This window comes from Sphingomonas sp. (genome assembly GCF_965200105.1).
Classification (GTDB): Bacteria; Pseudomonadota; Alphaproteobacteria; order Sphingomonadales; family Sphingomonadaceae; genus Solisphingomonas.
Window position 1 is genome coordinate 1295978 of the sequence record NZ_CBDATN010000002.1, and the last position, 20685, is coordinate 1316662.

Consider the following 20685-nt stretch of genomic DNA (forward strand, 5'->3'; position numbering starts at 1 on the left):
GCCGTAGGATCGAACTGTCCGACGATATTGGCCATTTCAGCCGCTTGCCCGGCGAAGTTGTGCAGGCCCGATCCTGTCCCGAACAAGGCCCTAGAGCGGTTTTCGATCAGTCTGCATCGCAGTTGCAGGCAGCGAAGTAGTTGGCGCGTTCCTGTGGCGAGTAGAGGTCGAGGATGCGGCCGATGGCGTTCCAGAGGCCATGGATGGTGCGCTCGGCGGCCTTGCGCAGGTGCGCCTTCAGCTTGGAGAAGGCCTGCTCGATGGGTTGAAGTCGGGGCTGTAGGGCGGGAGGAAGAGCAGCCTGGCGCCGACGCTCTCGATGGCGTCGCGCACGGCCGGCGCCTTGTGGCTCGACAGGTTATCCATGATGACCACGTCGCCGGGTCCGAGTTCAGGCACGAGGACACGGGTGACGTAGGTGAGGAAAGCGTCGGCGTTCATGGGTGCGTCGAGTACCCAGGGCGCAACCATGCCCGTGCGGCGCAGGCCGGCGACGAAGGTGGCTGTCTTCCAGTGACCGAACGGGATGTCGGCGCGCAGGCGCTCGCCCCGCCGGCAGCGGCCATGGCGCCGCGCCATGTTGGTGCTGGCCCAGGTCTCGTCTATGAACACCAGCCGCTCGGGGTCCAGGTCGAGTTGGCCGTCGAACCATTTCCCGCGCTGCTTCAGGATGTCGGGACGGTCCTGCTCGCTCGCGTGGCCGGTCTTTTTTTGCGCGTGATCCCGTGCCGGGCGAAGAAGCGCCACAGCGTGGCGATGCTGACGCTCACGCCACGCGCCACCAGCATCTCGCGCAACTCCGCCAAGGTCGGATCGGGCTGCTGCTCGATTGCGTCCAGGATGAAGGACGCATGCTCCTCGATCTTCGCCGTTCGACGATCTCCGCCCTGCGGCTTGGCCGCCGGCACGCCATGACGCACCGCCAGCTGCCGCCACCGTATCGCGCTCGCCGCGCTGACGCCGAACCGCTCGGCCGCTCGCCGGCACGACATCCCACCTTCAACGGCAGCAACGACACGATCCCGAAGATCACGCGATAAGGCTCGACCCATCCATGCCAGCCTCCTCCGCCAGCATGGATCATGAATCAGAAAATCCTAGCCGTGTGAATCCCAGCCGATTCAGCCCGCTCGAAAATCGCTCTAAGTGCCCAGCGCGGCCTACGCCCGAACTCCATCAAAAGCCCCGCGGTTATCTTTGGCGGGAAGGCCAATCCACTTCGAAAGAGCTTGGGGTACATCGCCGGTATCGCTGGTGACCGTCAGGACGAGGACCGGAGAGTTCGCCTCGATCGCAGGATCGATGAGGGACCTGAACAAGTTCCGGTTTTTCAGCATAGCCATTTGGAACCAGACCGGGCCCACCTCCGCCGTCACCTCTTCCAGCGAAGCAGATGGCCAACATCGCGAGGATGTAAGGCACCTTCGCCGCGGCCGCGGCACGCGCAACGGCGATTTCACACTCGCCGCCCCGTGCGATGCCGCCCATGCCCGTCGGTGCGAGGATGATCGGCGCCGGGAGCGATTGCTCCACCACCCTGGTCGCCGTGCTCGTCACCGAGAGGTCGCGGAGAACCTTCGGGCGGAACTTGAGCTTCCGGAAATCGTCTTCGTTCGCCTGCTTGGTGATCTCGCCGTACGATCCGCCGTCGATATAGTCGAATACCGATGGCGGAAGCTTCGGCCTGGCGAGCGCGCGCACGTCAGAGATGTTGGCGACAGGTCGCACCGCTCTTCCTCACTACCCGCGACGCCATCGCGCGATCGATCGGCGCAGGCCTACAAACACCGGCGCGTTGCAGCGGCTGTGGCGTCGTTCCGCATCGCACCCGCGGTCCGCTACCGGTTCGCCTTTGCCAACAACGCGGCTACCACATCGTTTGGCCGCTTCAACTCGCATGACCGCCTCGCCCGCATCAGCGTCTGTGCTTCAATAAGGATTAAGTTGACAGCGCCACATAGGCGAGGCCTTATACGGCTGAGTATTCAGAGCATAAGGAAGATCCGTCGAGCGCGCGCATATAGTGAAGCTTTCGTCTGGGCGGCTCTGGCTGAGTCCCGTCGCGCGTTCATGTGACGATCAGGCATCTCGGAGAGGTTTCATGTCGACGATCTACCGCGAGCCGGAGGCACCCCTCTCATCCTATCCCGCCGTCCACGAGATGGAGGCCGTACGCGTTCCGGCCGAGGGCGAGGGCGGCGTCTACACGCAATCCTGGTTTCCGCTCTGCCTGTCGTCGGAGATCGCCTCGGGCGCGATCGTGGGCGTACCGTTCCTCGGCGGGCGCGTCATCATCTACCGCGACGAGCAGGGATTGCCGCGCGTCCAGTCCGCTTACTGTCCCCATGTCGGCGCCGACCTTTCGCTGGGCAAGATCGTGGATGGCAAGGTGCAGTGCCCGTTCCACAAATATGAGTTTGATGTCGACGGGCGTTGCGTGAAGACCGGGATCGGCGATCCCCCGCCGCGGGGGGCGCGCCTGTTCTCCTTTCCCGCCGAGGAGCGGTACGGCGTCATATGGGCATTCAACGGCGAGGCGCCTCTGTTCCAGCTGCCGAGCTTCGCCTATCCGGAAGACGAACTTGAGATCGAGGTCTATGTCGGCCCGCCGACGAACTGCGATGGCTGGGTGTTCGCGACGAATACGTGCGACGTGCAGCATCTCGTCCATCTCCACGAGATGAAGGAGATCGACGTACAGGGCATCCAGGAGAGGGCCGTCTGGAACGATTGGGGCTTCATATACAATCTGAAGGGTATTCACGGCGTCGGCTGCAGGATCGATTGGGATATCTCAATGCGAGGCTCCACCTCCTTCTACCAGCAAGGAATGGTGGACGATTGGTGGCTCGGTATCATGGTGGGATTCTCCCTACCGGGACCTCAGGAGCACCGCGCCTTCGTAATCAACGCCGTCCGGCGCGAGGCGGATACGGACGAGGCGCGGAAACGCGCGCGGGAACAGCTCGGCTACGCGGCACACCTATCGGAGTTCACGGTGCTGCAGGATGCGGTGATCTTGCAAACCATGCATTTTCGACCAAGAGCATTCACGAGGACGGACAGGCTGCTGGCCAAGTTCCTGCGCTACCTGAAGAAATATCCACGCGCGCATCCCTCGGCGCCGCTCATCAACTAGTGGCCCGAGATGAGGAAGTTTCACCGGCGCGCATCGTCGTCGATCACTGCCCGGCCCCGGCGTCGAAGACACATATTGTTCCTGCGCGTGAGGTGAGACTATCGAACAGGTCCTCAGTCCGGCGTCAGCCTGCACGTGAGCGCGGCGTCTACGATATTGCCTCCAGGGGCGAGCGCATCCCGGTCGGCACGCGAGGCGGCGGGCTGATCGCCCTTGCGCCCAGCGCCAAGCGCGGCTGGAGCCGTGCGACTGCCGGAAGGATGGCTCCCGCTCCATCGGCGAAGCGGCGATCCGCAACCTGCGTTCATGCTTCTGGCGGTTTACGGACGAGATAGACTAGCGATTGTGTGTGCTCGGTTCGGCGAATGGCCGCTGGCTGAACACAGGCTTTGACGAAGAAAAGAGGACGGGATGTTGGCAGAAGCTGTTCCCGCGCGTGTCCGTCGGCGGTGGCCGTCCCGCGTTTTCGGTTCCCTCCTGATACTGCTCGGCTTGCCGCTCGCGATAGGTGGCGTGCGACTCGTCCTCCTGCATGGATCGGCCTACTATGTCGTGGCCGGTGTCGCGTTGACCGCGATCGGCGTTCAGTTCTGGCGCCTGCACCGCGACGCCGCGCTTGCCTACTGGCTGTTCCTGCTTGCCACGATCGTCTGGAGCGTATGGGAAGCGGGGCTTTATCCGTGGGCGTTGATGCCGCGGTTGGCGCTGTTCCTTATTCTGGGCCTATGGCTGGTGCTGCCGCCGTCGATGACCGGATTGCGGCTGCGACGCCGGCGCGGCTTGCCGACCTACCGCGGCGCGACCGCGCTGCTCTGCGCGGCGGCGGCCGTCGTCGTCGGGCTGGTGCTGCATGTCGCGACGGGGAACGACGGGCCTGCCGATCCGGTGTACGCCCGCGGTATCGCCGCGCCGGTTGCGGCCATCAGCCCACGACCCGCGGCCGCCGGTTCGGGTGATTGGCGCACCTATGGCAACGATCTCGCCGGATCGCGGTTCAGCTCGCTTTCACAGATCAACACGGACAACGTCCCGAAGCTCGCTAAGTTATGGGAGTACCGGGTCGGCCCCGGTGTCGATGGCCGTATTGGCGGGCTCGAAGTGACCCCGCTGAAGGTAGGCAACAGCCTCTATATCTGTACCGCCTACAACGACGTCATCGCGATCGACGCGGAGAGCGGCACGGAAAAGTGGCATTTCCGCTCGAACATCGACCGTAAGGGACTGCCGTACAACAACTGCCGCGGTGTCGCATACCATGAGGCCCCTAACGCAAGCGGTGATTGCGTTCGGCGCATAGTCACCGCGACGATGGACGGGCGTCTACTGGCTCTCGATGCCGCCAATGGGCAGCCGTGCCGCACATTCGGTTATAACGGCGCCGTCTCGCTTCTGGAGGGGATGGGCGCAGTCCCGCATCAATATTACCTTGTCAGCTCGGCGCCGACGATCGTGCGGAACACGATCGTGATCGGCGGCTTCGTCGCGGACAACCAATCGGTGGGAGAGCCATCGGGCGTGATCCGGGGCTTCGACGTGACGACGGGCAAGCTCGCCTGGGCCTTCGACGTCGGCCGCCTCGACCGGCAAACGGCGCCGCCGCCGGGCGAGCATTATACGTTGGGCACGCCCAACAGCTGGGCTCCAATGAGCGGGGATGAAGCGCTGGGCCTCGTCTTCGCGCCGATGGGCGGTGCGACGCCGGATTATTTCGGGGGCTTACGACGACCGTTCGACGACCGGTTTTCCGGATCGGTGGTGGCCATCGACGTGCGGACGGGTAAGCCACGCTGGTCTTTCCAAGCGGTCCGACACGACCTGTGGGACTATGACGTGGCGTCGCAGCCGACCCTGGTTGACCTGCCGGGCGAAGGTGGCGCCACTCGCAAGCTGCTGGTTCTGCCGACCAAGAGCGGTCAGCTCTTCCTGCTCGATCGCGTCACCGGGAAACCGGCCGCCGAGGTCGCAGAGCGGCCGGTGCCGCACGACGGGGTGCCCGGCGAGCACGTCTCGCCGACCCAGCCTTTCTCGGTCGGCATGCCGTCCCTCGTCGGCCCGCCACTGTCCGAGCGGAAGATGTGGGGCATCACTCCGTTCGACCAGCTCTGGTGCCGCATCGCATTCCGATCGGCGCGATATGAAGGTCCGTTCACTCCGCCCAACATGACGCGCAACATCTCCTATCCGGGCTTCTTCGGCGGAATGGACTGGGGCAGCGCTTCGATCGACACGGACCGCCATCTGCTCATCATCAATTCGAACCGCATGGCCGCGATCGATCGTCTGTTGACACGGGCGGAGGCGGATCGACGGGGCCTCGCCCCGATGACCGAGCGGAACGGCGTGGTGTTAGGCGCCGCCGCTGCACAGAAGGGCACGCCTTATGGCGCAGACGTGCAGCCGTTCATGTCGCCGCTCTTCGTTCCCTGCCAGCAGCCGCCCTTCGGCATGCTTACCGCGATCGATCTCAAATCGCGCAAGGTCGTCTGGACGCGGCCGCTCGGCACCAGCCAGGACAGCGGTCCTTTGAACGTCGGGACCGGGCTGCCGCTGCCCTTGGGTGGACCGAACGTCGGCGGCTCGGTCGTCACGCGAGGCGGATTGACCTTCATCGGCGCGTCGCACGACGCTTACCTGCGCGCGTACAACACCGCCACCGGAAAGCTGCTCTGGAAGTCCCGCTTGCCGGCAGGAGGAAATGCCACACCGATGACCTATCGATCGAATGCGAGTGGGCGCCAGATCGTCGTGATCGCCGCCTCTGGCCATTATGGCTTGATGAACAGGGCGGGCAATTACATCATCGCTTATGCCCTGCCGCGATGACCCTGCCGTCGGTTAGATCGCGGTCCTGGAATGAAGTAGCCGCGCTGTAGCGGGACAAGAGTGTCAATCGGCTTGGGAAGTTGACCCCGTATCGGCGTGCAACTTTGGCTCTGTCGCAATTTTGCTGATGGCGTCACGTGCTTCCGACGACACGTGCTTCGAGCAGGTCGAGCTTGCCGCGCCCGTACATTTGCCGCTTCACGAGCTTGAGCTTGGTGATCTGCCCTTCGGCCTGAGCGTTGGACCAGGCGGTCGCGATGGCGGCCTTTACTGCGGCGTGATCGCGTGCGAGGCCATTGGCGAAGGGCGCAAGCAGGCCGGATCGAGCCTGCTCTAGCCACCCTTCCAACGCGCCCTCGCGTTTCTGGCGCAAAATCCGGTGGAACGCGGCGGTGACCTCGCGTGCTTCGACCAGCGCCGGCACGCCCGCCTCCAGCGCCGCGACCGTGATGGTTTGTAAGCGGGAGAGCGCGTCAGGCTCGGCCGTCATGAGCCGTGCAACGGTGCGGGCGGACGGCACGCGCGTGATGTGATGGCCCACCGCCACCTCCGTCCGTCGCCGGCGCGTCATCCACTCGGTCACGACCCGCAGCGAGCCCCTGAACCCCTGGTTCCGCAGGTCGCGCCAGATCGCAGCGCCGTTCCGAACACCGCTCGACCACTGCTCGTCCAGCCTGGGCAGGTAGGGATCGAGCGAGCTCTCGCGCGTGCGGAACACCTCGTCGCGCTGGCCACGCAGGACCTTGCGAACCGTGCCGCGACTATGGCCGGTCCGCCGCACGATCTCCTTAATCGGCACGCCTGCTGCGGCCAGCTCATGCACCATGATGTTGTCCGCCTCGCGACGGCGGTATCCCGCGTAGCGCAGGCGCTCCGCCGCCGTGAGCAGGGCCGGGTCGACCGTGGTCCCGTTCAGCACCGCCTTGATCTCGGGCATGCAGGCGCGAGCGGCGGACAGGAACGCGTCGCTGGCGTTGGCCATCAGGTGCCAGCGGTCGGCGACCTGCACCGCGCGGGGCAGCGCGCGCGTGGCGGCGAGCGCGTAGGCGCCACCCCGGTCGCGCGTCACCACCTCGATCTGCGGCTGTGTCGCCAACCATGCTTGCGCGGTCGCCGGTTCGCGATCGGGTAGCAACGCGACTGTTCGCCGCCGTTCGAGGTCGCAGATCAGCGTGCCGTAGCGGTGATTGCGCCTCCAGGCCCAGTCGTCGATCCCGATCGCGCGCGGCGTCGGGAAGGCCGGCCTACCTCGCCGGCGCACCAGGCGCAGCAGCGTGTCGCGGCTGACCGGCAGGACCAGCCGCCTGGCCAGGCTCGCACCGGGTCTGCCGCCCAGTGCAAGGCCAAGATGATGGGCAAGTGCATCCAGCCGCACCGTGCGCCGCGACCAGGGTGCCAGCGCAACGGTGCGCTCGGCGAAGATCCGACGCGTGCAGCGCTCCTCGTCGCAGCGGAAGCGGCGTGCATCGACCTGGAGACGCACCGCCCGACCCGAGATCGGCAGATCGGCCAGGTTCCGGACGTAGCGGCTATGGACCCGTCGCGCTTCGACGCCGCAGACCGGACAGGTTGCGCCGCGTTGTGTCGAGCGCACCGTGATCATCACCGCCGCCCCGTCGGCGTGCACGTCCCGAACGGCGAAGCCGTCGGGAACGAGGGACGACGATCTGAACTTCTCCGCCATGGCGCTGCACTCCCATCGAAGCGACAGCCTCAACGCGTGGCGTCATCAAATCTGAGTCAGAGCCAATTTTGCACGCCGATCAGCCCCGAACGGGGTCAACATTGCAGGCCGATTCACACATGTAAATAGGCGTTGAACCGGGACCCCGGATCGGCGTGCAAGAGGGACCCCTCTGGCGAGGTGGGGCGGTTGTCCCGATAGTCCGTAGGAGGGACCCGCGGCCGGCGCCGCGCGCCGCCACGAGCGCAGGCGGTGACGGCCGTGGGAGATACCTGTGGACCCACCGGGTCAACCGCCGGGAGGGGGCTCCGGGGGGAGGGTTTTAGCTGCGGTGCTTGAGCCGCCAGCTGTCGTTGCCGGTCTCGACGATGTCGCAGTGATTTGTGAGCCGGTCGAGCATGGCCGTGGTCATCTTGGGATCGCCGAACACCGTCGGCCACTCAGCGAACGCCAGGTTAGTGGTGATGATGACCGAGGTGCGCTCGTAGAGCTTGCTGACGAGGTGGAACAGCAGCTGGCCGCCTGAGCGTGCGAACGGCAGGTAGCCGAGCTCGTCGAGCACGACGACGTCGAGCCGGGAGAGCTGGGCAGCCAGGGTCCCGGCCTTGCCGATCCGGGCCTCCTCCTCAAGCCGGTTCACAGTCACGCCCACCGACGATCCTGCGATCGACGCGGAGCTGGCCTCAGCTCTCAAGAAGGTCGGGCTCTAGCCACCGGAGCAGGTGCAATCTTGCGCACCATCGTCGATCTCCCGCAGATATTGCCCCGAGAGATCGAGAAAACCGCGCGTTGAAGAAGAAAGATGATGATGATGCTGAACGACATCCTGATACCAACCTACACCCAGATGCTGGGAGCGCTTTCAGCGGCTCGGCAAGGCCGACGAAATATCGGGCGGTGGAGCGCAAGCGCTGCTCACCGCGCGCCTCGCTTCCGACATGTTCCCACTCGCGACCCAGATCCGGTTCGCGTGCGTGCAGGCGCAGGAGGGGGTGTTCCGGCTGCGACAGGAAGCGTTCCCGCCCTCGATCGAGGTGCTGCTGAACGAAGGGCGCAACGCGGCCGAGCATCCTGCTCCATCGCGGATGCCCGCGCCAGGATCGCCGAGACCATGACGCTCGTGGAGGAAATCGCAGCGGACATGGCGGAGATCGATCCGGCGATACCGATCGCCCACGCGCTGCCGCAAGGCATGGTGTTCGACCTACCGCCGAACGACATGTCCGCGACTGGGCGCTCCCCCAATTCTACTTCCACGTCATGACCGCCTACGCCATCCTGCGCGCGCAAGGCGTCGAGCTGGGCAAGGCTAACTATGTCGCGCACATGTTCGCGTACTTGCGGCCCGGTACGGCGCCTTCCCGCTAGGCCAATCAATTCCGCATTGAGCCAGCTTGCCTCCTTGTGCGCGATTGAAGGCGGGTGGTTGCACCGGAACGACCTATCCGGCGTTGGGTCGTCAGCCATTCCGGCGGTGAGACCAACATGAAGATCGTGACGCTCCCAGGCGGAGAGACGGTGCCGGCGCTCGGCCAGGGCACCTGGATGATGGGTGAGCGGCACGATCGCCGCGGCGACGAGATTGCGGCGCTGCGCACGGGCGTCAAGCTCGGCATGACGCTGATCGACACGGCCGACATGTACGGCGACGGAGCGGCCGAAACGCTGATCGGCGAGGCGCTCGGCGATGTGCGCGACCGGCTGTTTCTGGTCAGCAAGGCTTATCCGCACAATGCCTCGCGCAAACGTCTCGGCCGTGCCTGCGAGGCGAGCCTGAAGCGGCTCGGCACCGACCGGCTCGATCTGTACCTGCTCCATTGGCGCGAGTCGGTGCCGCTCGGCGAGACGGTCGAGGCGATGGACGCGCTGAAATCCGCGGGCAAGATCCGTCACTGGGGCGTCAGCAACCTCGACACCGATGACATGGACGAGCTTGTCGCGGCGGGCGGCGGCGCCTGCGCAACCGACCAGATCCTCTACAACGTCACGCGGCGAGGGTCCGAACATGACCTGCTGCCCTGGCTTGTGGAGCATGGCATCCCGGCCATGGCGTACAGCCCGGTCGAACAGGGACGGCTCCTTGCCGCTCGCACCCTCGCCGAGGTCGCAAAGACGATCGGCGCGACGCCGGCGCAGGTCGCACTCGCCTGGGTGATGCGCCACGATGGCGTGATCGCCATTCCGAAGGCAGGCTCGGTTGATCATGTGCGGGAGAACCGCGCGGCTGCGGACCTCGTCCTCTCGGACGCCGATCTTGCGGCACTCGACGCCGCTTTCCCGCGCCCGCGCGATCGGCGACCGCTCGAGATGCTCTGAGCTTTCGGCGATGGCGCTCTTCTTCACCGCCGACACGCAGTTCGGCGATCACCGCACGATCAACATTCACCGTCGGCCGTTCGCCGATGTGGCGGCGATGGACGCGGCGATTGTTGTCGGCTGGAACGAGGTAGTCGGTCCCGAGGACGAGATCTGGCACCTTGGTGACGTGGCGCGCCGGCCGGCGGACGTGCCAGCCCTGCTCACTCGGCTCAACGGCACCAAGCATCTCGTCCGCGGCAACAATGACGATCCTGGGACCGGTGAAGCCGCCGGCTGGGCGAGCGTTCAGGACTATGTAGAACTGACGTACCACGGCGTCCTGCTGGTGCTCTGCCATTACCCGTTCAGAAGCTGGAACGGGCAGCATCGCCGCTCGATCAACCTGCACGGCCATAGTCACGGCAAGCTGAAGCCATTGCCGCGCCAGTTCGACGTCGGGGTAGATGCGCGTCATTTCCGACCCACGACGCTCGCGGCGCTCGTCGGGCGGGGCTCGGTCGACGTCGAGTCCGGCGAGAACCTCGCTCGGCAGAACCCGCCAACACGATCGCGTGAGACGGCACCGTGAGCGCAAACGCCCACCCGGTCACGCCGGACGGCCGCTATTTCGTGGTTCGCGGCCGCCTGTGGCGGCGATCGAACCCGAGCCTGCCGGAAGAGCAGCGCGCCGCGTTGGTGAGCGAACTCATGACGGGGAGACGGGCGGTAGGAGCCGCGTTGCGTGCCGCCGACAAGGCGCACCTTGCCGAAGCACGTGCTCAGGTCGATCGCGCCAAGGTGGCGCTCGGCGAGCGCGGGCCAGTGTGGTGGCAGGACGGCTCGCCCGATCTCAATCGTCATCTGGTCGTTAACACGCCGTATGCCGGCTGGCTGAGAGAGCAGGATAGCGCGCCATGACGATCGATCCGCTCCCCGAGCTGCCGGCCGGTGCGTTTTCGAAACAGGATCCGAGTGACGACCTCGCTTTCTATGCCCCACCGCGGCTGGTTACACATATCGACAAAGGGGCGGTGGCGGCGCTGACCGCATGTTATCGGGAGCGGCTCCCCGAGAACAGCCAAGTGCTCGACCTCATGTCGAGCTGGATCAGCCACCTGCCATTCGACCGAACCTACGCCAATGTCGTGGGTCACGGCATGAACGCCGAAGAGCTCGCCGCCAATCGAAGGCTGGATCGCTGGTTCGTGCAGAATCTCAATCGCGAGACGTCACTGCCGCTGGACGACCGATCGTTCGATGCCGCGCTCTGCTGCGTCGGCGCGCAATATCTGCAGCAGCCGGTCGCGGTGTTCACCGACGTACGCCGGGTGTTGGCGCCGGACTCCCCGTTCATCGTCAGCTTCTCGAATCGTTGCTTCCCGACCAAGGCCGTCGCCATCTGGCGGTCGCTCGACACGAACGGACATGCCGCGCTGATCCGGCTCTACCTCGAGCGCGCGGGCTTCCGCGACATCACGGTCGAGTTGCTTGCCGATGGTGGTGCGAGCGACCCCCTGGTCGCTGTCATCGGCAACGCCTGACTAGCCCGAGCGCCCGCCGGCACGCTCTTGGACGGCGGCGAAGGCGAACTTGGCGATCCTTGGCTGCGGACGACCTGCCGTCGTCGACGAGTATTTACGGCAGAAAGCGTCGTGGAGGCGACGTGATCCTTCCGGTGGTCAGCGGCTCTTCCGTTCCCGCTGTTCCTCGTGATCCGCCGTGACATCCAGATCCTTCGCAAGCTGCTCAAGCGCGCGGCGAGCGCCTGGGCGCTCAAGTCCGTCCCGACGATCCACCAATCGTAATGGGGCGCTCCGCGCTCGCGCCAGTCTGGCGGCAGCTCTGAGGGTTTCGGAATCCACGGCCGCTGATCCTCCGATCGTTGCTTACGGTAGTTGTACCGCAGCATAGCATCACAGCAGGAAAGGTTCGACTTTCGTAGCGTCGGCGACCCCGGCTTGATCGGCATGCGGTCGCGCTCTATCTCAGCGAGCTCCTGGTGGAGACGCCGCGCTGCCGCGCGATCCTCGAGCGCGGACTGCAACTCGGCCGCCTTCTCGAGGCGCCTGATCCGGGCCTGCTTGTGCGCCTCGGAGCGCGACTGTTTCATGACGATCCGGCACGTCCTCGCCGTTGCGGGCGCGCAACTGCCGTCGGGCAGGACCAGAAAGAAGGAGACGGGGGGCGGGGGCGGGACGGACGAGGCGGAGCCGCCCGAATTTGCCGCAGGCAATTCATTTAATGCGCCACCCGCCCCCAAACTGAACCTGCCCCCTCTCTTGCCGTCCCCTTCGACCTGCTCCTGGCCCTGTTCGTCAGCCCGCTGTGTCGCTCGTGCAAGACACTTGTCGCCCGCGATGGACCTGCGGCGCTGCGTTGAGGTGATCGGCCGATACGTCATGCGCGGCAGTATCGGGCTGTGTCATACTGGCAGCGACGTAAGTGCCGGCCCGAGACCACCGGCTCCGAGAAAATCGTGCGTTAACCACGAATCTCCTGCCGCCGGGCGCCCGATCAGCCCATAAGCTCGGAGTTGGGCCACCCGCCCAGCGCCGATGCTGAAAGGATGCCCGATGCTCGCCCTCGCCGACGTGACCTGCGTCGTCCCGATCTCGCCCGCGGCTCGCGCGAGCGGACGGTCGCGAGGACTTACGTCGCTGACGACATTATCATCATGGTGGGCCGGTCTCGAAGGAGACACGGCCATGTTCGACAGCCATCCACCCGTGAGCGACGAGAAGCTCGTCGCCCATATCGACACCCTACTCGCCGAAGTTCACGGCGCGCGCCGGACTGCGCTCGACAGAATCGTCCAGTGCGACGCGGAGCAGGCCCAGCTCGGCTATCACCTGAACCACGCCGCCTATGTGCCCGGCGGCATGCTCGCCGAGCGCGGGTTCGGCGCCGGCCACATCCTTGCGGTCGCCGGGTTTCACGCGCTCGACTGGCGCGAGGCGCTCGCGCGTCTGGACGCCAGCATCGGTGACCGCGAGGACACCGGCCTGCTCGCGCGCCTGCGCCTCGCCTGCGAGGCCGATCCGATGCTCGAGGTGAGCGGTCACGCCCTGTTCGCCGAGTTTGGTCTGCTGAATTCCGGGCGCTGGAAGCCGCCGCTTTCGCACCAGGGCCATCTCGCGGTCACCACCGCGCGCGCGCTGAACATCACGCTCCCGGCCGCGCGCACGCGCGGGCACGCGGCGAACTGGCTCGACGATCACGACGCCAACCTCCGGTTTCCGCAGGAGGACCGTGCATGACCACGATCACCGTCACCCTCGCCGGCAAGCCGGTGACCATCACCGACATCGCGCCTTATGGCCGCGAACTCGAGCAGACCCGCAACAAGCTCAAGACCATCTATGCCGGGTTCGATCCACCCGCCCGGAGCGGCTGCTTGCCCGTGAGGGGGAGATCAGGACCCTCTTCAATCGCGTCGAGGAACTGCGGTTCGCGATCGAGACCTGGCAGGCCGCCGACGGCGGCTGCGTCACCGTCCTCGCCGGCTGGGAGTTGGTGCGGCAGCTGACCGGAGGCGCAGTCGCCGGCATCAGATGGACCTGATTCGCGGCATCGACGCCGTCCACGGCCGTCCGGTGATCGACCGCTCTTTCCCGCTCGCCGGACTCGCCGATGCCTTCCGGCTCCAGGAGACTGGCGGCCACTTCGGCAAGATCGTCGTCGAGTTCTGACCAACGCATTCAGCAGGACAACCGGACCATGAAGGTTCTTCTCGTCTTTGCCCACCCGGAACGCCACTCCCTGAACGGTGCCCTGCGCGACATCGCCGTGGCCGACTTGCAAGCGCAGGGACACGAGGTCCGCGTCAGCGACCTCTACGCCGAGGGATGGAAGGCGAGCGTCGACCGCGCGGACTTCCCGGAGATGGCGGAAGACGAGCGGTTACGGGTGGCTGGCGCGTCGGGCCAGGCCTTCACCGCCGGATCACTGACGGAGGACGTGAAGGCCGAGCAGGAGAAGCTGCTCTGGGCCGACACGCTGATCCTCCAGTTTCCGCTGTGGTGGTACTCCATGCCGGCCATCCTCAAGGGCTGGGTGGACCGCGTCTACGCCTTGGGCTTCGCCTACGGGGTCGGCGAACAGAGCGACACCCACTGGGGCGACCGCTTCGGTGAAGGCACACTGGCTGGCAAGCGCGCGATGCTGATCGTCACCGCGGGTGGCTGGGCGACGCACTATGCCTCGCGAGGGGTGAACGGCCCGATCGAGGATATTCTGTTCCCGATCAACCACGGCATTCTCTACTATCCCGGCTACACCCTCCTGCCGCCCTTCGTGGCCTACCGCGTGGACCGGTTGGATGAAGCCGGCTTCCAGCAGATGGCGGATCAGTTAAAGGAGAGGATGCGAACCATCGAAACTATCGCACCCATTCCCTACCGGATGCAGAACGGCGGAGACTATCAGGTTCCCAGCCTGGAACTGCGCCCCGAGTTGGGCGACCCCGGCGCCTCCGGCTTTGGCCTCCATGTGGATCGAACGCGGATGGGCTGATGAGCTTCAGCTTGCCATCGGTCGAGTAACAACGACGTTCGATCATCTTCCCGCAAAAACGAACATCCAGCGGGAAGCCAGGTGGGGCCAGCCACGCCGCCGACCCACGCAGAGGCCGTTTAACTCAAAACCCGGTCCCAAATACCTTTTCCCGAAACTGCATCGCGGGGATGGAGTAGCGGGAAGACTCGGCGCTCTCGGACACGGGTTTTTAGGAAAGCGGCAACGACCCAATTTCAGACATTCTAGGCCCCACCACCGCCGCCCAACTTCAGATGTTCATTCGTCTTTGCGTTTGTCCTACTGAGCACCGGCTTTCCCAGGCCCAGCGCGCGCCGGTACGCCGTAGGGTTTACGCCAACCGTCTGGCAGAAGCGGTCGCGCAGAGCCGGTGCCCCGTCAAAGCCAGTGGCTTCGGCGATCTCGCCGAGCGACAGCGCCGTCGTCTCCAGCAGTTCTTGGGCGCGGCGCACGCGGGCGGTGATCAGCCACTGCAGGGGGGTGGTGCCGACCTGCTCGCGGAAGCGCCGGGCGAAAGTGCGCGGGCTCGTCGCCGCGCGACGGGCAAGGTCGGCGACCGTCAGTTGTTGATGAGCATGCTCTCGCATCCAGTCCAGCAGGGGCGCGAGGCTCGCGGACGAGGCGGGTTCCGCATGTACGATGAACTGCGCCTGCCCGCCTTCTCGGTCGAGCGGCGCCACCGCCAGCCGGGCCGCGTGCGCCGCGACGGCATGGCCGTGGTCCCGGCGGAGCAGGTGCAGGCACATGTCCAGCCCCGCCGATGATCCCGCGGAAGTCACGATCCGCCCCTCGTCGACGAACAGCACGTCGGGATCGACGGTCACTGCGGGGTAGCGACCCGCCAGGAGATCGGCGGCCAGCCAGTGGGTGGTCGCCCGCCGACCGTCGAGCAACCCCGTCGCGGCGAGCACCAGCGCGCCCGAGCAGATCGAGACCACGCGTGCGCCGTTCGCATAGGCGGACCGGATCGCCGCGACGACCGTGTCGGGAACGGGGGCTTCCGGATGATCGATGCCCGGCACGATCACCGTGTCGGCTTGGGCGAGTTCTGCAAGCGTCCACGGCGCGCGTATGCCGAAGCTGCGGGCGCGCACCTCCGGCGTCTCGGCGCAGACCTGGACCTGGTAGCCGTGGTCCGGGTTCGGGAGTTGCACGCGGCCGAACACCTCGACCGGGATGGAGAGGTCGAACGGTACCACGCCGTGGAATGCTAGAACTGCGACTTTGTGGATGGCGAGAACCTCCAATGAACTGGGAAACTGCCATATTAAATCCGATACTCACCCTCAATGAACGGTGTCGGCCTTGGCAGGAAACCCGACAAGATTGTCGTTTCTGCCGCTCACGATCGTCGGCTCGCGGCGCCTAGAAGGTGGGAGCAGCAACGAGAGAGAGCTTCCATGACCAGCATGCCCGCCTTCGCCGCCGACCAGCCGCCGCTCGAGATCGGCATGCTACTCTACCCCGGCATGACCCTGCTCGACCTCGCCGGCCCGCAGGCTGCGCTGGGCATGCACGGGCGGACCCACCTGTTCTGGAAGACGCTCGACCCGGTGATGACCGACAGCGGCGTGGCGCTGATGCCCACCGCCACGTTCGCCGACGCGCCCGCCGAGCTCGACGTGCTCTTCGTCCCCGGCGGGTTCGGGACCGTCGCGGCGATGAAGGATGAGGAGATCACCAACTTCCTCGCTGAGCGCGGTCGCGACGCCCGCTACGTCACCTCGGTCTGTTCGGGATCGCTGATCCTGGGCATGGCGGGGCTGCTCGACGGCTATCGCGCGGCGACGCACTGGGCTACCTACGACCTCCTCGACGCGCTCGGCGTCGAGGGCGGTCACGAGCGCGTCGTAGCCGACCGCAACCGGTTCACGGGTGGCGGCGTCACGGCCGGCATCGACTTCGGCCTGACGCTGCTCGCCGAGCTGCGCGGCGAGGAGGTGGCCAAGGTCACGCAGCTCATGATGGAGTACGACCCCGCACCGCCGTTCGCGGCCGGCAATCCCGACAGCGCGGGCCCGGAGCGCGTCGCGGCGGCGAGGGCGATCATGGGCGACACGATGGCGGAAGGCGTCGACGTCGCTCGTGCGCGACGGATGGCGCCGCAGCCCGCATGATCGCGTAGGAGCGCCTAGTACTGGCGGCTCATCGGCTGGCCGCCAGCAGGCTATTCCGCCTCACCGGCGACGCACCAAGCTGCAGAGGAGTACTCCTTGGTCAAGTTCACAATCCTGCTCAAGCGCAAGCCCTCGCTCACCCAGGAGCGGTTCGTCGATTACCATCGCAACGTGCACGCCGCGCTATTCATGTCGGTGCCGGTCGCGAAGGAGACGGTGCGTCGCTACGTCCAGCAGCACGCCCTCCCGGTCGACCTCCCGGGCATGCCGCCGGCCAAGTATGACGGCATCACCGAGCTCTGGTTCGACGACGTCGAGGCGATCGGCAGGCTGTTCTCGGATGCCGAGTATCTGCGGGTCGTTCGGCCGGACGAGGCAAGCTTCCTTGACCTGGAGCGTTGCGACTTCGTCGTGTCGGAGGAGCACGGCGTCCTCCCGCCCAGCATTTGATCCGCACCCGGCGTTTCGGCCCGCGAAGGTTTCCTGCTTGCGTTCGCCGATCACGGCCGGCGGGAGCAGTGCAATCAGCTAAGGACAGCGCTTAGAGCGCGTTTGAGAACGATTCCCAAGGCGGCTTTGGCGTGATTCATAGAGGGTCGGACCCACGATGCGAGCCGACGCCCGATGCCGAAGAGGAAGCTGCCTGCGAGGCGACGGTATGACACCGATCTGACCGACGGACAGTGGGAGCTGATCGCGCCCATGATCCCGGGTGCTCGGGCCGGCGGGCGACCACGAAAGGCGACATCGCGCGAGCTGGTCAACGCCGTCCTCTACTTCCTGCGCGCGGGTGCGGCATGGCGGCTGCTGCCGCATGATCTACCGCCATGGCAGACGGTCTACTACTATCTGCGCCGCTGGCAGGGGGAAGGCGTGTGGCAGCATGTCCACCATGCGCTCGTCCTCGCCGACCGCGAACGCTGCGGCCGCGAGGCGTCGCCATCGGCGGCGATCCTCGACAGCCAGTCGGTCCGCACTGCCGATCAAAAGGGGGCGACAAGGGCTACGACGCGGGCAAGAAGATCACCGGGCGCAAGCGCCACATCCTGACCGACACCGATGGTCGGCTCCTCACCGTCCGGGTGCATGGCGCCGACGTCCAGGACCGTGACGGTGGCAAGCTGCCGCTCAAGGCGTCCCGCCAGCGCTTCCCCTTCGTCGCTCGTGTCTTTGCCGACGGCGGCTATGCGGGCCGGTTCGTGCAATGGGCTGCCGACAAAACCCACGTCACGCTCGAGATCATCCGCCGCGGCGCTCATGCCAAAGGCTTCGAGGTGCTGCCGAGGCGCTGGGTCGTTGAGCGCACCTTCGCCTGGATCTTCAAGAACCGCCGCCTGGTCCGCGACTATGAGCAGCTCACCGCCGTCGCCGAAACCCTCATAACCATCGCCGCTTCCGCCACCCTGCTACGCCGATGGACATGACCAAACGGCCTTCTCAAACGCGCTCTTAGAGGCATTTAAGGCCGTCACCCGCCGCCGCGCACATCGACAGTTCCGCACATGTCGCTGCGACCCAGAGTCGGCCGTTCGAACGAACCACCCGAAACCCCCGCAGCGGGCGGTCATTCAGGTAGCGAATGCTCGCTGCTGCGGGAGCGCAAGTACGATGGAAACCGGCAACTAACGGGTGTTATCGATTGAGGCATCGTTGCGCCGGGTCCATAGAAGTCTCCGACATGCCAGCTTCCGCTAAGAAACCATCTGGATCGGGCCTTCTGCGGTTCGGCAAGAAGCTACGTCCAACGCTAAATCGGTGGGTCGAACGCGCCTCGCTGATCCCCACTACGCCGATACTCGATGCATCGCTGTTGCCCTGGGTCGAACAGCTCAAGGCGGATTGGCGGCTGATCCAGTCCGAGTATGACGCGCTGGTAGCCGAACGTGAGATAATCCCGCCCCTCGGCGAGATCGCGTCTTACCATCGACGCATCGCACCCGATGACAAGTGGCGGAGCTTCTTCTTCGAGGCGCATGGCTATGAGGTCGTCGCCAATCGGGCCAGATGCCCGAATACAGCGGCGATTCTCGACCGTATCCCAAACCTTGTTACCGCTTTCTTCTCCGTGATGGAGGCGGGCACCCACGTGCCTCGCCACAAGGGTTTCACGAAAGCCCTACTGAATATCCATCTCGGCCTGCGCGTTCCTGACGGTCCCGACCAGTGTCGCATCCAGGTTGCCGACCAGAGCCGGGGCTGGGACGACGGCGAAATCCTGATGTTCGACGAAAGCTTTCCTCACGAGGTCTGGAACCACAGTGACAAGCCGCGTACCGTTCTGTTCATCCAAGTGCTGCGCCCGATGCGGTGGCGCGGGCGGGTTCTCGCCCGTGTGACCATCCGGTTCGTCAATTTGACGAAGTACGTCCAGCAAGCTCGCCACTCGATCGGCGCGACGCCGAAGCGACGGACGAAACGAACGAGTTCACTTTTCTCGGAGGTGATCAAGCGTTTGTCATTCTGACCCAGTTCCGGCCATTCAAACCGCCCTCTGCGCTTACCTAAATTTGACCTCTGTTCATCTTCATCGAACAAGCCGTGAGGCGGCTTGAGCCTACCTCGACGATCGTCCAGCCCGAGATAGCTCGACCCCGGCTCTCTGACCGTCGACCCACTTGATGATCCCTGTCCAGATCGACCCTTGTTGGAGTTCGATCGCCACTGACGTGCCAACATCGCTTGGAGTGAGGCTTGCACTCTCGATCATCGCGCCCCCGCCTGACGTGTTGCGGACGGTCGCCTCGTTCCGATCGCTGCCGCGCACCAGTAGCGCCTTGAGGATGACCTTCTCGCGCGGCGGGCGGCTGATCCTGTGGCCGACAAGCTGCGCCGACAGCCCGCGCTGGTCCAAGTCCGCCGCGACCTGCTCAGCCCGTACCGGTTTGCCGTAGACAAAGCCTTGGATGCTGCTGCACCCAAGCTCGCGCACGAACACCACCTCGTCCTGCTGTTCGACGCCCTCCGCGGTGGTCTCGAGGCCCAGCGTGTTGGCAAGGGTGACGATCGCCTTGATGATCGCCGCCTTGCGGTTGCCGGCCATGATCGCGCCGCGCACGAAGCTTTGGTCGATCTTGATCTTGTCGAACGGCGCCTTCTGGAGGTAACCGAGCGATGAGTAGCCGGTGCCGAAATCGTCGAGCGCCAGCCGCACGCCGAGATCTTTGAGGGTCTTGAACGTGCAGCCTGAATCATCGTCTGTCTGCAGGAACACGCCCTCGGTAACCTCCAGCTCCAGGCGGTCCGGCGGGAGACAGGACGCGGTCAGTGCGTTGGCGATCAGGTGGGGCAGCTTGGGGTTGGCGAACTGGAGCGGGGACACGTTGACCGCGACGCGGACGCCGCCCGGCCAAGCCGCGCAATCGGCGACGGCCGTGCGGAGGACCCACTCACCGATGCCGGCGATGAGTCCGGTTTCCTCGGCGATCGGGATGAACTCGGCGGGGCTCACGTTGCCGCGGCGAGGATGGTTCCAGCGGATCAGCGCCTCGTAGCCGACGATCTCCTCGGTCGCCGTCGATACCACTTGCTGATAGACCAGATAGAGTTCGCCGTTGGATGTGGCGAGACGCAGGTCGTCCTCCAGCTGGCGGCGGTTCTTGGCATCAACGAGAAGATCCTCGTTGAAGATGCGATACGTGCTGCGCCCGCCGTCCTTGGCGGCGTAGAGCGCGAGATCGGCGTTCCTGGTCAGCGTCTCCACCGTCTGCCCCTGTTCGGGCGCCACCGCGATCCCGACGGAGCAGCCGATCGTCAATGGTGCGCCCTTGATGATGTACTGCCGCGAGAGCGTCTCGATGATCGTCCGAGCGACGGGCTCGGCGTCGTTCCGGGCGCTCTCGCTTGCCAGGATCACCTGGAACTCGTCGCCACCGAGACGTCCCACGACGCCGGTCTTCTCGATGATCCGCTCGAGGCGTTGCGCGACCTGCTTGAGGAGCTCGTCGCCAATCAGGTGGCCCAGTGTGTCGTTGATCGCCTTGAAGCGATCGAGATCGAGCATCAGCAGCGCAGTCGGATCGAACCCGCTCTGGCGCGTGGCCAAGAGATGCTCCAACGTCGTGCGCATGCGCTCGCGGTTGGCGAGGCCGGTG

At 65.5% G+C, this 20685-nt stretch carries 18 protein-coding genes and 4 pseudogenes; 15 read left to right on the forward strand and 7 right to left on the reverse strand.

Annotation, left to right across the window (positions count from 1 at the left end; translation table 11 throughout):
• Window positions 1–106 precede the first annotated feature (106 nt).
• The 3 genes and pseudogenes from ACOFKX_RS07640 to ACOFKX_RS07650 all read right to left on the reverse strand — a co-directional run.
• Window positions 107–1052 (reverse strand): annotated as a pseudogene (locus ACOFKX_RS07640) (IS630 family transposase).
• A gap of 108 nt (window positions 1053–1160) precedes the next feature.
• A complete protein-coding gene (locus tag ACOFKX_RS07645) occupies window positions 1161–1343 on the reverse strand; it encodes a hypothetical protein (protein WP_419826432.1) in 183 nt (60 codons plus the stop codon).
• Window positions 1344–1404: 61 nt separating this feature from the next.
• Window positions 1405–1728 (reverse strand): annotated as a pseudogene (locus ACOFKX_RS07650) (alpha-hydroxy-acid oxidizing protein); the annotation flags it as partial.
• 373 nt (window positions 1729–2101) lie between these two features.
• Between ACOFKX_RS07650 and ACOFKX_RS07655 the strand changes: the two are divergent.
• Both ACOFKX_RS07655 and ACOFKX_RS07660 read left to right on the forward strand, forming a co-directional pair.
• Window positions 2102–3139, forward strand: coding sequence for a Rieske 2Fe-2S domain-containing protein (locus ACOFKX_RS07655; protein ID WP_419826433.1), 1038 nt, complete (start codon window positions 2102–2104; stop codon window positions 3137–3139).
• 411 nt (window positions 3140–3550) lie between these two features.
• Entirely contained in the window at window positions 3551–5962 is a 2412-nt protein-coding gene (locus tag ACOFKX_RS07660) for a membrane-bound PQQ-dependent dehydrogenase, glucose/quinate/shikimate family (RefSeq protein ID WP_419826434.1), read from the forward strand.
• A 133-nt stretch (window positions 5963–6095) separates the two neighbouring features.
• Here ACOFKX_RS07660 and ACOFKX_RS07665 read toward each other — a convergent pair whose 3' ends face one another.
• Together ACOFKX_RS07665 and ACOFKX_RS07670 are read right to left on the reverse strand one after the other, a co-directional pair.
• A complete protein-coding gene (locus tag ACOFKX_RS07665; RefSeq protein ID WP_419826435.1) occupies window positions 6096–7646 on the reverse strand; it encodes an ISL3 family transposase in 1551 nt (516 codons plus the stop codon).
• 322 nt (window positions 7647–7968) lie between these two features.
• Window positions 7969–8286, reverse strand: a pseudogene (locus tag ACOFKX_RS07670) (ATP-binding protein); the annotation flags it as partial.
• A 168-nt stretch (window positions 8287–8454) separates the two neighbouring features.
• On the opposite strand from ACOFKX_RS07670, the pseudogene ACOFKX_RS07675 reads away from it, so the two are divergent.
• From ACOFKX_RS07675 to ACOFKX_RS07715, 9 genes and pseudogenes are all read left to right on the forward strand, one after another.
• Window positions 8455–9014, forward strand: a pseudogene (locus ACOFKX_RS07675) (DUF1993 domain-containing protein).
• A 117-nt stretch (window positions 9015–9131) separates the two neighbouring features.
• Entirely contained in the window at window positions 9132–9962 is an 831-nt protein-coding gene (locus ACOFKX_RS07680; protein WP_419826436.1) for an aldo/keto reductase, read from the forward strand.
• Between the two features lie 10 nt (window positions 9963–9972).
• Window positions 9973–10533: a metallophosphoesterase gene (locus tag ACOFKX_RS07685; RefSeq protein WP_419826437.1), complete on the forward strand. Its 561-nt coding sequence runs from the start codon at window positions 9973–9975 to the stop codon at window positions 10531–10533.
• Complete coding sequence (locus tag ACOFKX_RS07690; RefSeq protein ID WP_419826438.1) at window positions 10530–10862, forward strand: hypothetical protein; 333 nt, start codon at window positions 10530–10532, stop codon at window positions 10860–10862. The genes ACOFKX_RS07685 and ACOFKX_RS07690 overlap by 4 nt, the downstream gene beginning before the upstream one ends.
• Complete coding sequence (locus ACOFKX_RS07695) at window positions 10859–11485, forward strand: class I SAM-dependent methyltransferase (protein ID WP_419826439.1); 627 nt, start codon at window positions 10859–10861, stop codon at window positions 11483–11485. Before ACOFKX_RS07690 ends, ACOFKX_RS07695 begins: the two co-directional genes overlap by 4 nt.
• A 1164-nt stretch (window positions 11486–12649) precedes the next feature.
• Window positions 12650–13201: a hypothetical protein gene (locus ACOFKX_RS07700; protein WP_419826440.1), complete on the forward strand. Its 552-nt coding sequence runs from the start codon at window positions 12650–12652 to the stop codon at window positions 13199–13201.
• Window positions 13198–13470 carry a hypothetical protein gene (locus ACOFKX_RS07705; RefSeq protein WP_419826441.1) on the forward strand — a complete coding sequence of 91 codons (273 nt, stop codon included), beginning with the start codon at window positions 13198–13200 and terminating at the stop codon, window positions 13468–13470. The genes ACOFKX_RS07700 and ACOFKX_RS07705 overlap by 4 nt, the downstream gene beginning before the upstream one ends.
• On the forward strand, window positions 13448–13633 hold the full coding sequence (locus tag ACOFKX_RS07710; protein WP_419827376.1) for a zinc-binding dehydrogenase: 186 nt from the start codon (window positions 13448–13450) through the stop codon (window positions 13631–13633). The genes ACOFKX_RS07705 and ACOFKX_RS07710 overlap by 23 nt, the downstream gene beginning before the upstream one ends.
• Window positions 13634–13661: 28 nt before the next feature.
• Entirely contained in the window at window positions 13662–14456 is a 795-nt protein-coding gene (locus ACOFKX_RS07715) for an NAD(P)H-dependent oxidoreductase (protein ID WP_419826442.1), read from the forward strand.
• Between the two features lie 245 nt (window positions 14457–14701).
• On the opposite strand, the gene ACOFKX_RS07720 is transcribed toward ACOFKX_RS07715, so the two are convergent.
• Window positions 14702–15724 (reverse strand): GlxA family transcriptional regulator, encoded by a 1023-nt coding sequence (locus ACOFKX_RS07720; protein ID WP_419826443.1) that lies wholly within the window; start codon window positions 15722–15724, stop codon window positions 14702–14704.
• Window positions 15725–15877: 153 nt separating this feature from the next.
• Here ACOFKX_RS07720 and ACOFKX_RS07725 point away from each other — a divergent pair, with 153 nt between their 5' ends.
• The 4 genes from ACOFKX_RS07725 (at window position 15878) to ACOFKX_RS07740 (ending at window position 19058) form a co-directional block, all read left to right on the forward strand.
• Complete coding sequence (locus ACOFKX_RS07725) at window positions 15878–16594, forward strand: DJ-1/PfpI family protein (RefSeq protein WP_419826444.1); 717 nt, start codon at window positions 15878–15880, stop codon at window positions 16592–16594.
• Between the two features lie 96 nt (window positions 16595–16690).
• Complete coding sequence (locus ACOFKX_RS07730) at window positions 16691–17044, forward strand: EthD domain-containing protein (protein WP_419826445.1); 354 nt, start codon at window positions 16691–16693, stop codon at window positions 17042–17044.
• A gap of 174 nt (window positions 17045–17218) precedes the next feature.
• Window positions 17219–18018, forward strand: a protein-coding gene (locus ACOFKX_RS07735) for an IS5 family transposase (protein WP_419826446.1) whose coding sequence is annotated in 2 segments (ribosomal slippage) — window positions 17219–17578 and window positions 17581–18018 — 798 coding nt in all. Because the reading frame shifts where the segments join, the coding sequence is not laid out codon by codon here.
• A gap of 254 nt (window positions 18019–18272) precedes the next feature.
• A complete protein-coding gene (locus ACOFKX_RS07740; RefSeq protein WP_419826447.1) occupies window positions 18273–19058 on the forward strand; it encodes an aspartyl/asparaginyl beta-hydroxylase domain-containing protein in 786 nt (261 codons plus the stop codon).
• Window positions 19059–19148: 90 nt separating this feature from the next.
• On the opposite strand, the gene ACOFKX_RS07745 is transcribed toward ACOFKX_RS07740, so the two are convergent.
• On the reverse strand, window positions 19149–20660 hold the full coding sequence (locus tag ACOFKX_RS07745) for a putative bifunctional diguanylate cyclase/phosphodiesterase (protein ID WP_419826448.1): 1512 nt from the start codon (window positions 20658–20660) through the stop codon (window positions 19149–19151).
• Between the last annotated feature and the right edge of the window lie 25 nt (window positions 20661–20685).

Excerpts from the sequence above, each read along its gene's own strand:
- ACOFKX_RS07645 (WP_419826432.1), bottom strand. The coding sequence starts at position 1,343 with ATGGCTATGCTGAAAAACCGGAACTTGTTCAGGTCCCTCATCGATCCT.
- ACOFKX_RS07655 (WP_419826433.1), top strand. The coding sequence starts at position 2,102 with ATGTCGACGATCTACCGCGAGCCGGAGGCACCCCTCTCATCCTATCCC.
- ACOFKX_RS07660 (WP_419826434.1), top strand. The coding sequence starts at position 3,551 with ATGTTGGCAGAAGCTGTTCCCGCGCGTGTCCGTCGGCGGTGGCCGTCC.
- ACOFKX_RS07665 (WP_419826435.1), bottom strand. The coding sequence starts at position 7,646 with ATGGCGGAGAAGTTCAGATCGTCGTCCCTCGTTCCCGACGGCTTCGCC.
- ACOFKX_RS07680 (WP_419826436.1), top strand. The coding sequence starts at position 9,132 with ATGAAGATCGTGACGCTCCCAGGCGGAGAGACGGTGCCGGCGCTCGGC.
- ACOFKX_RS07685 (WP_419826437.1), top strand. The coding sequence starts at position 9,973 with ATGGCGCTCTTCTTCACCGCCGACACGCAGTTCGGCGATCACCGCACG.
- ACOFKX_RS07695 (WP_419826439.1), top strand. The coding sequence starts at position 10,859 with ATGACGATCGATCCGCTCCCCGAGCTGCCGGCCGGTGCGTTTTCGAAA.
- ACOFKX_RS07700 (WP_419826440.1), top strand. The coding sequence starts at position 12,650 with ATGTTCGACAGCCATCCACCCGTGAGCGACGAGAAGCTCGTCGCCCAT.
- ACOFKX_RS07705 (WP_419826441.1), top strand. The coding sequence starts at position 13,198 with ATGACCACGATCACCGTCACCCTCGCCGGCAAGCCGGTGACCATCACC.
- ACOFKX_RS07715 (WP_419826442.1), top strand. The coding sequence starts at position 13,662 with ATGAAGGTTCTTCTCGTCTTTGCCCACCCGGAACGCCACTCCCTGAAC.
- ACOFKX_RS07725 (WP_419826444.1), top strand. The coding sequence starts at position 15,878 with ATGACCAGCATGCCCGCCTTCGCCGCCGACCAGCCGCCGCTCGAGATC.
- ACOFKX_RS07740 (WP_419826447.1), top strand. The coding sequence starts at position 18,273 with ATGCCAGCTTCCGCTAAGAAACCATCTGGATCGGGCCTTCTGCGGTTC.
- ACOFKX_RS07745 (WP_419826448.1), bottom strand. The coding sequence starts at position 20,660 with ATGCGCACGACGTTGGAGCATCTCTTGGCCACGCGCCAGAGCGGGTTC.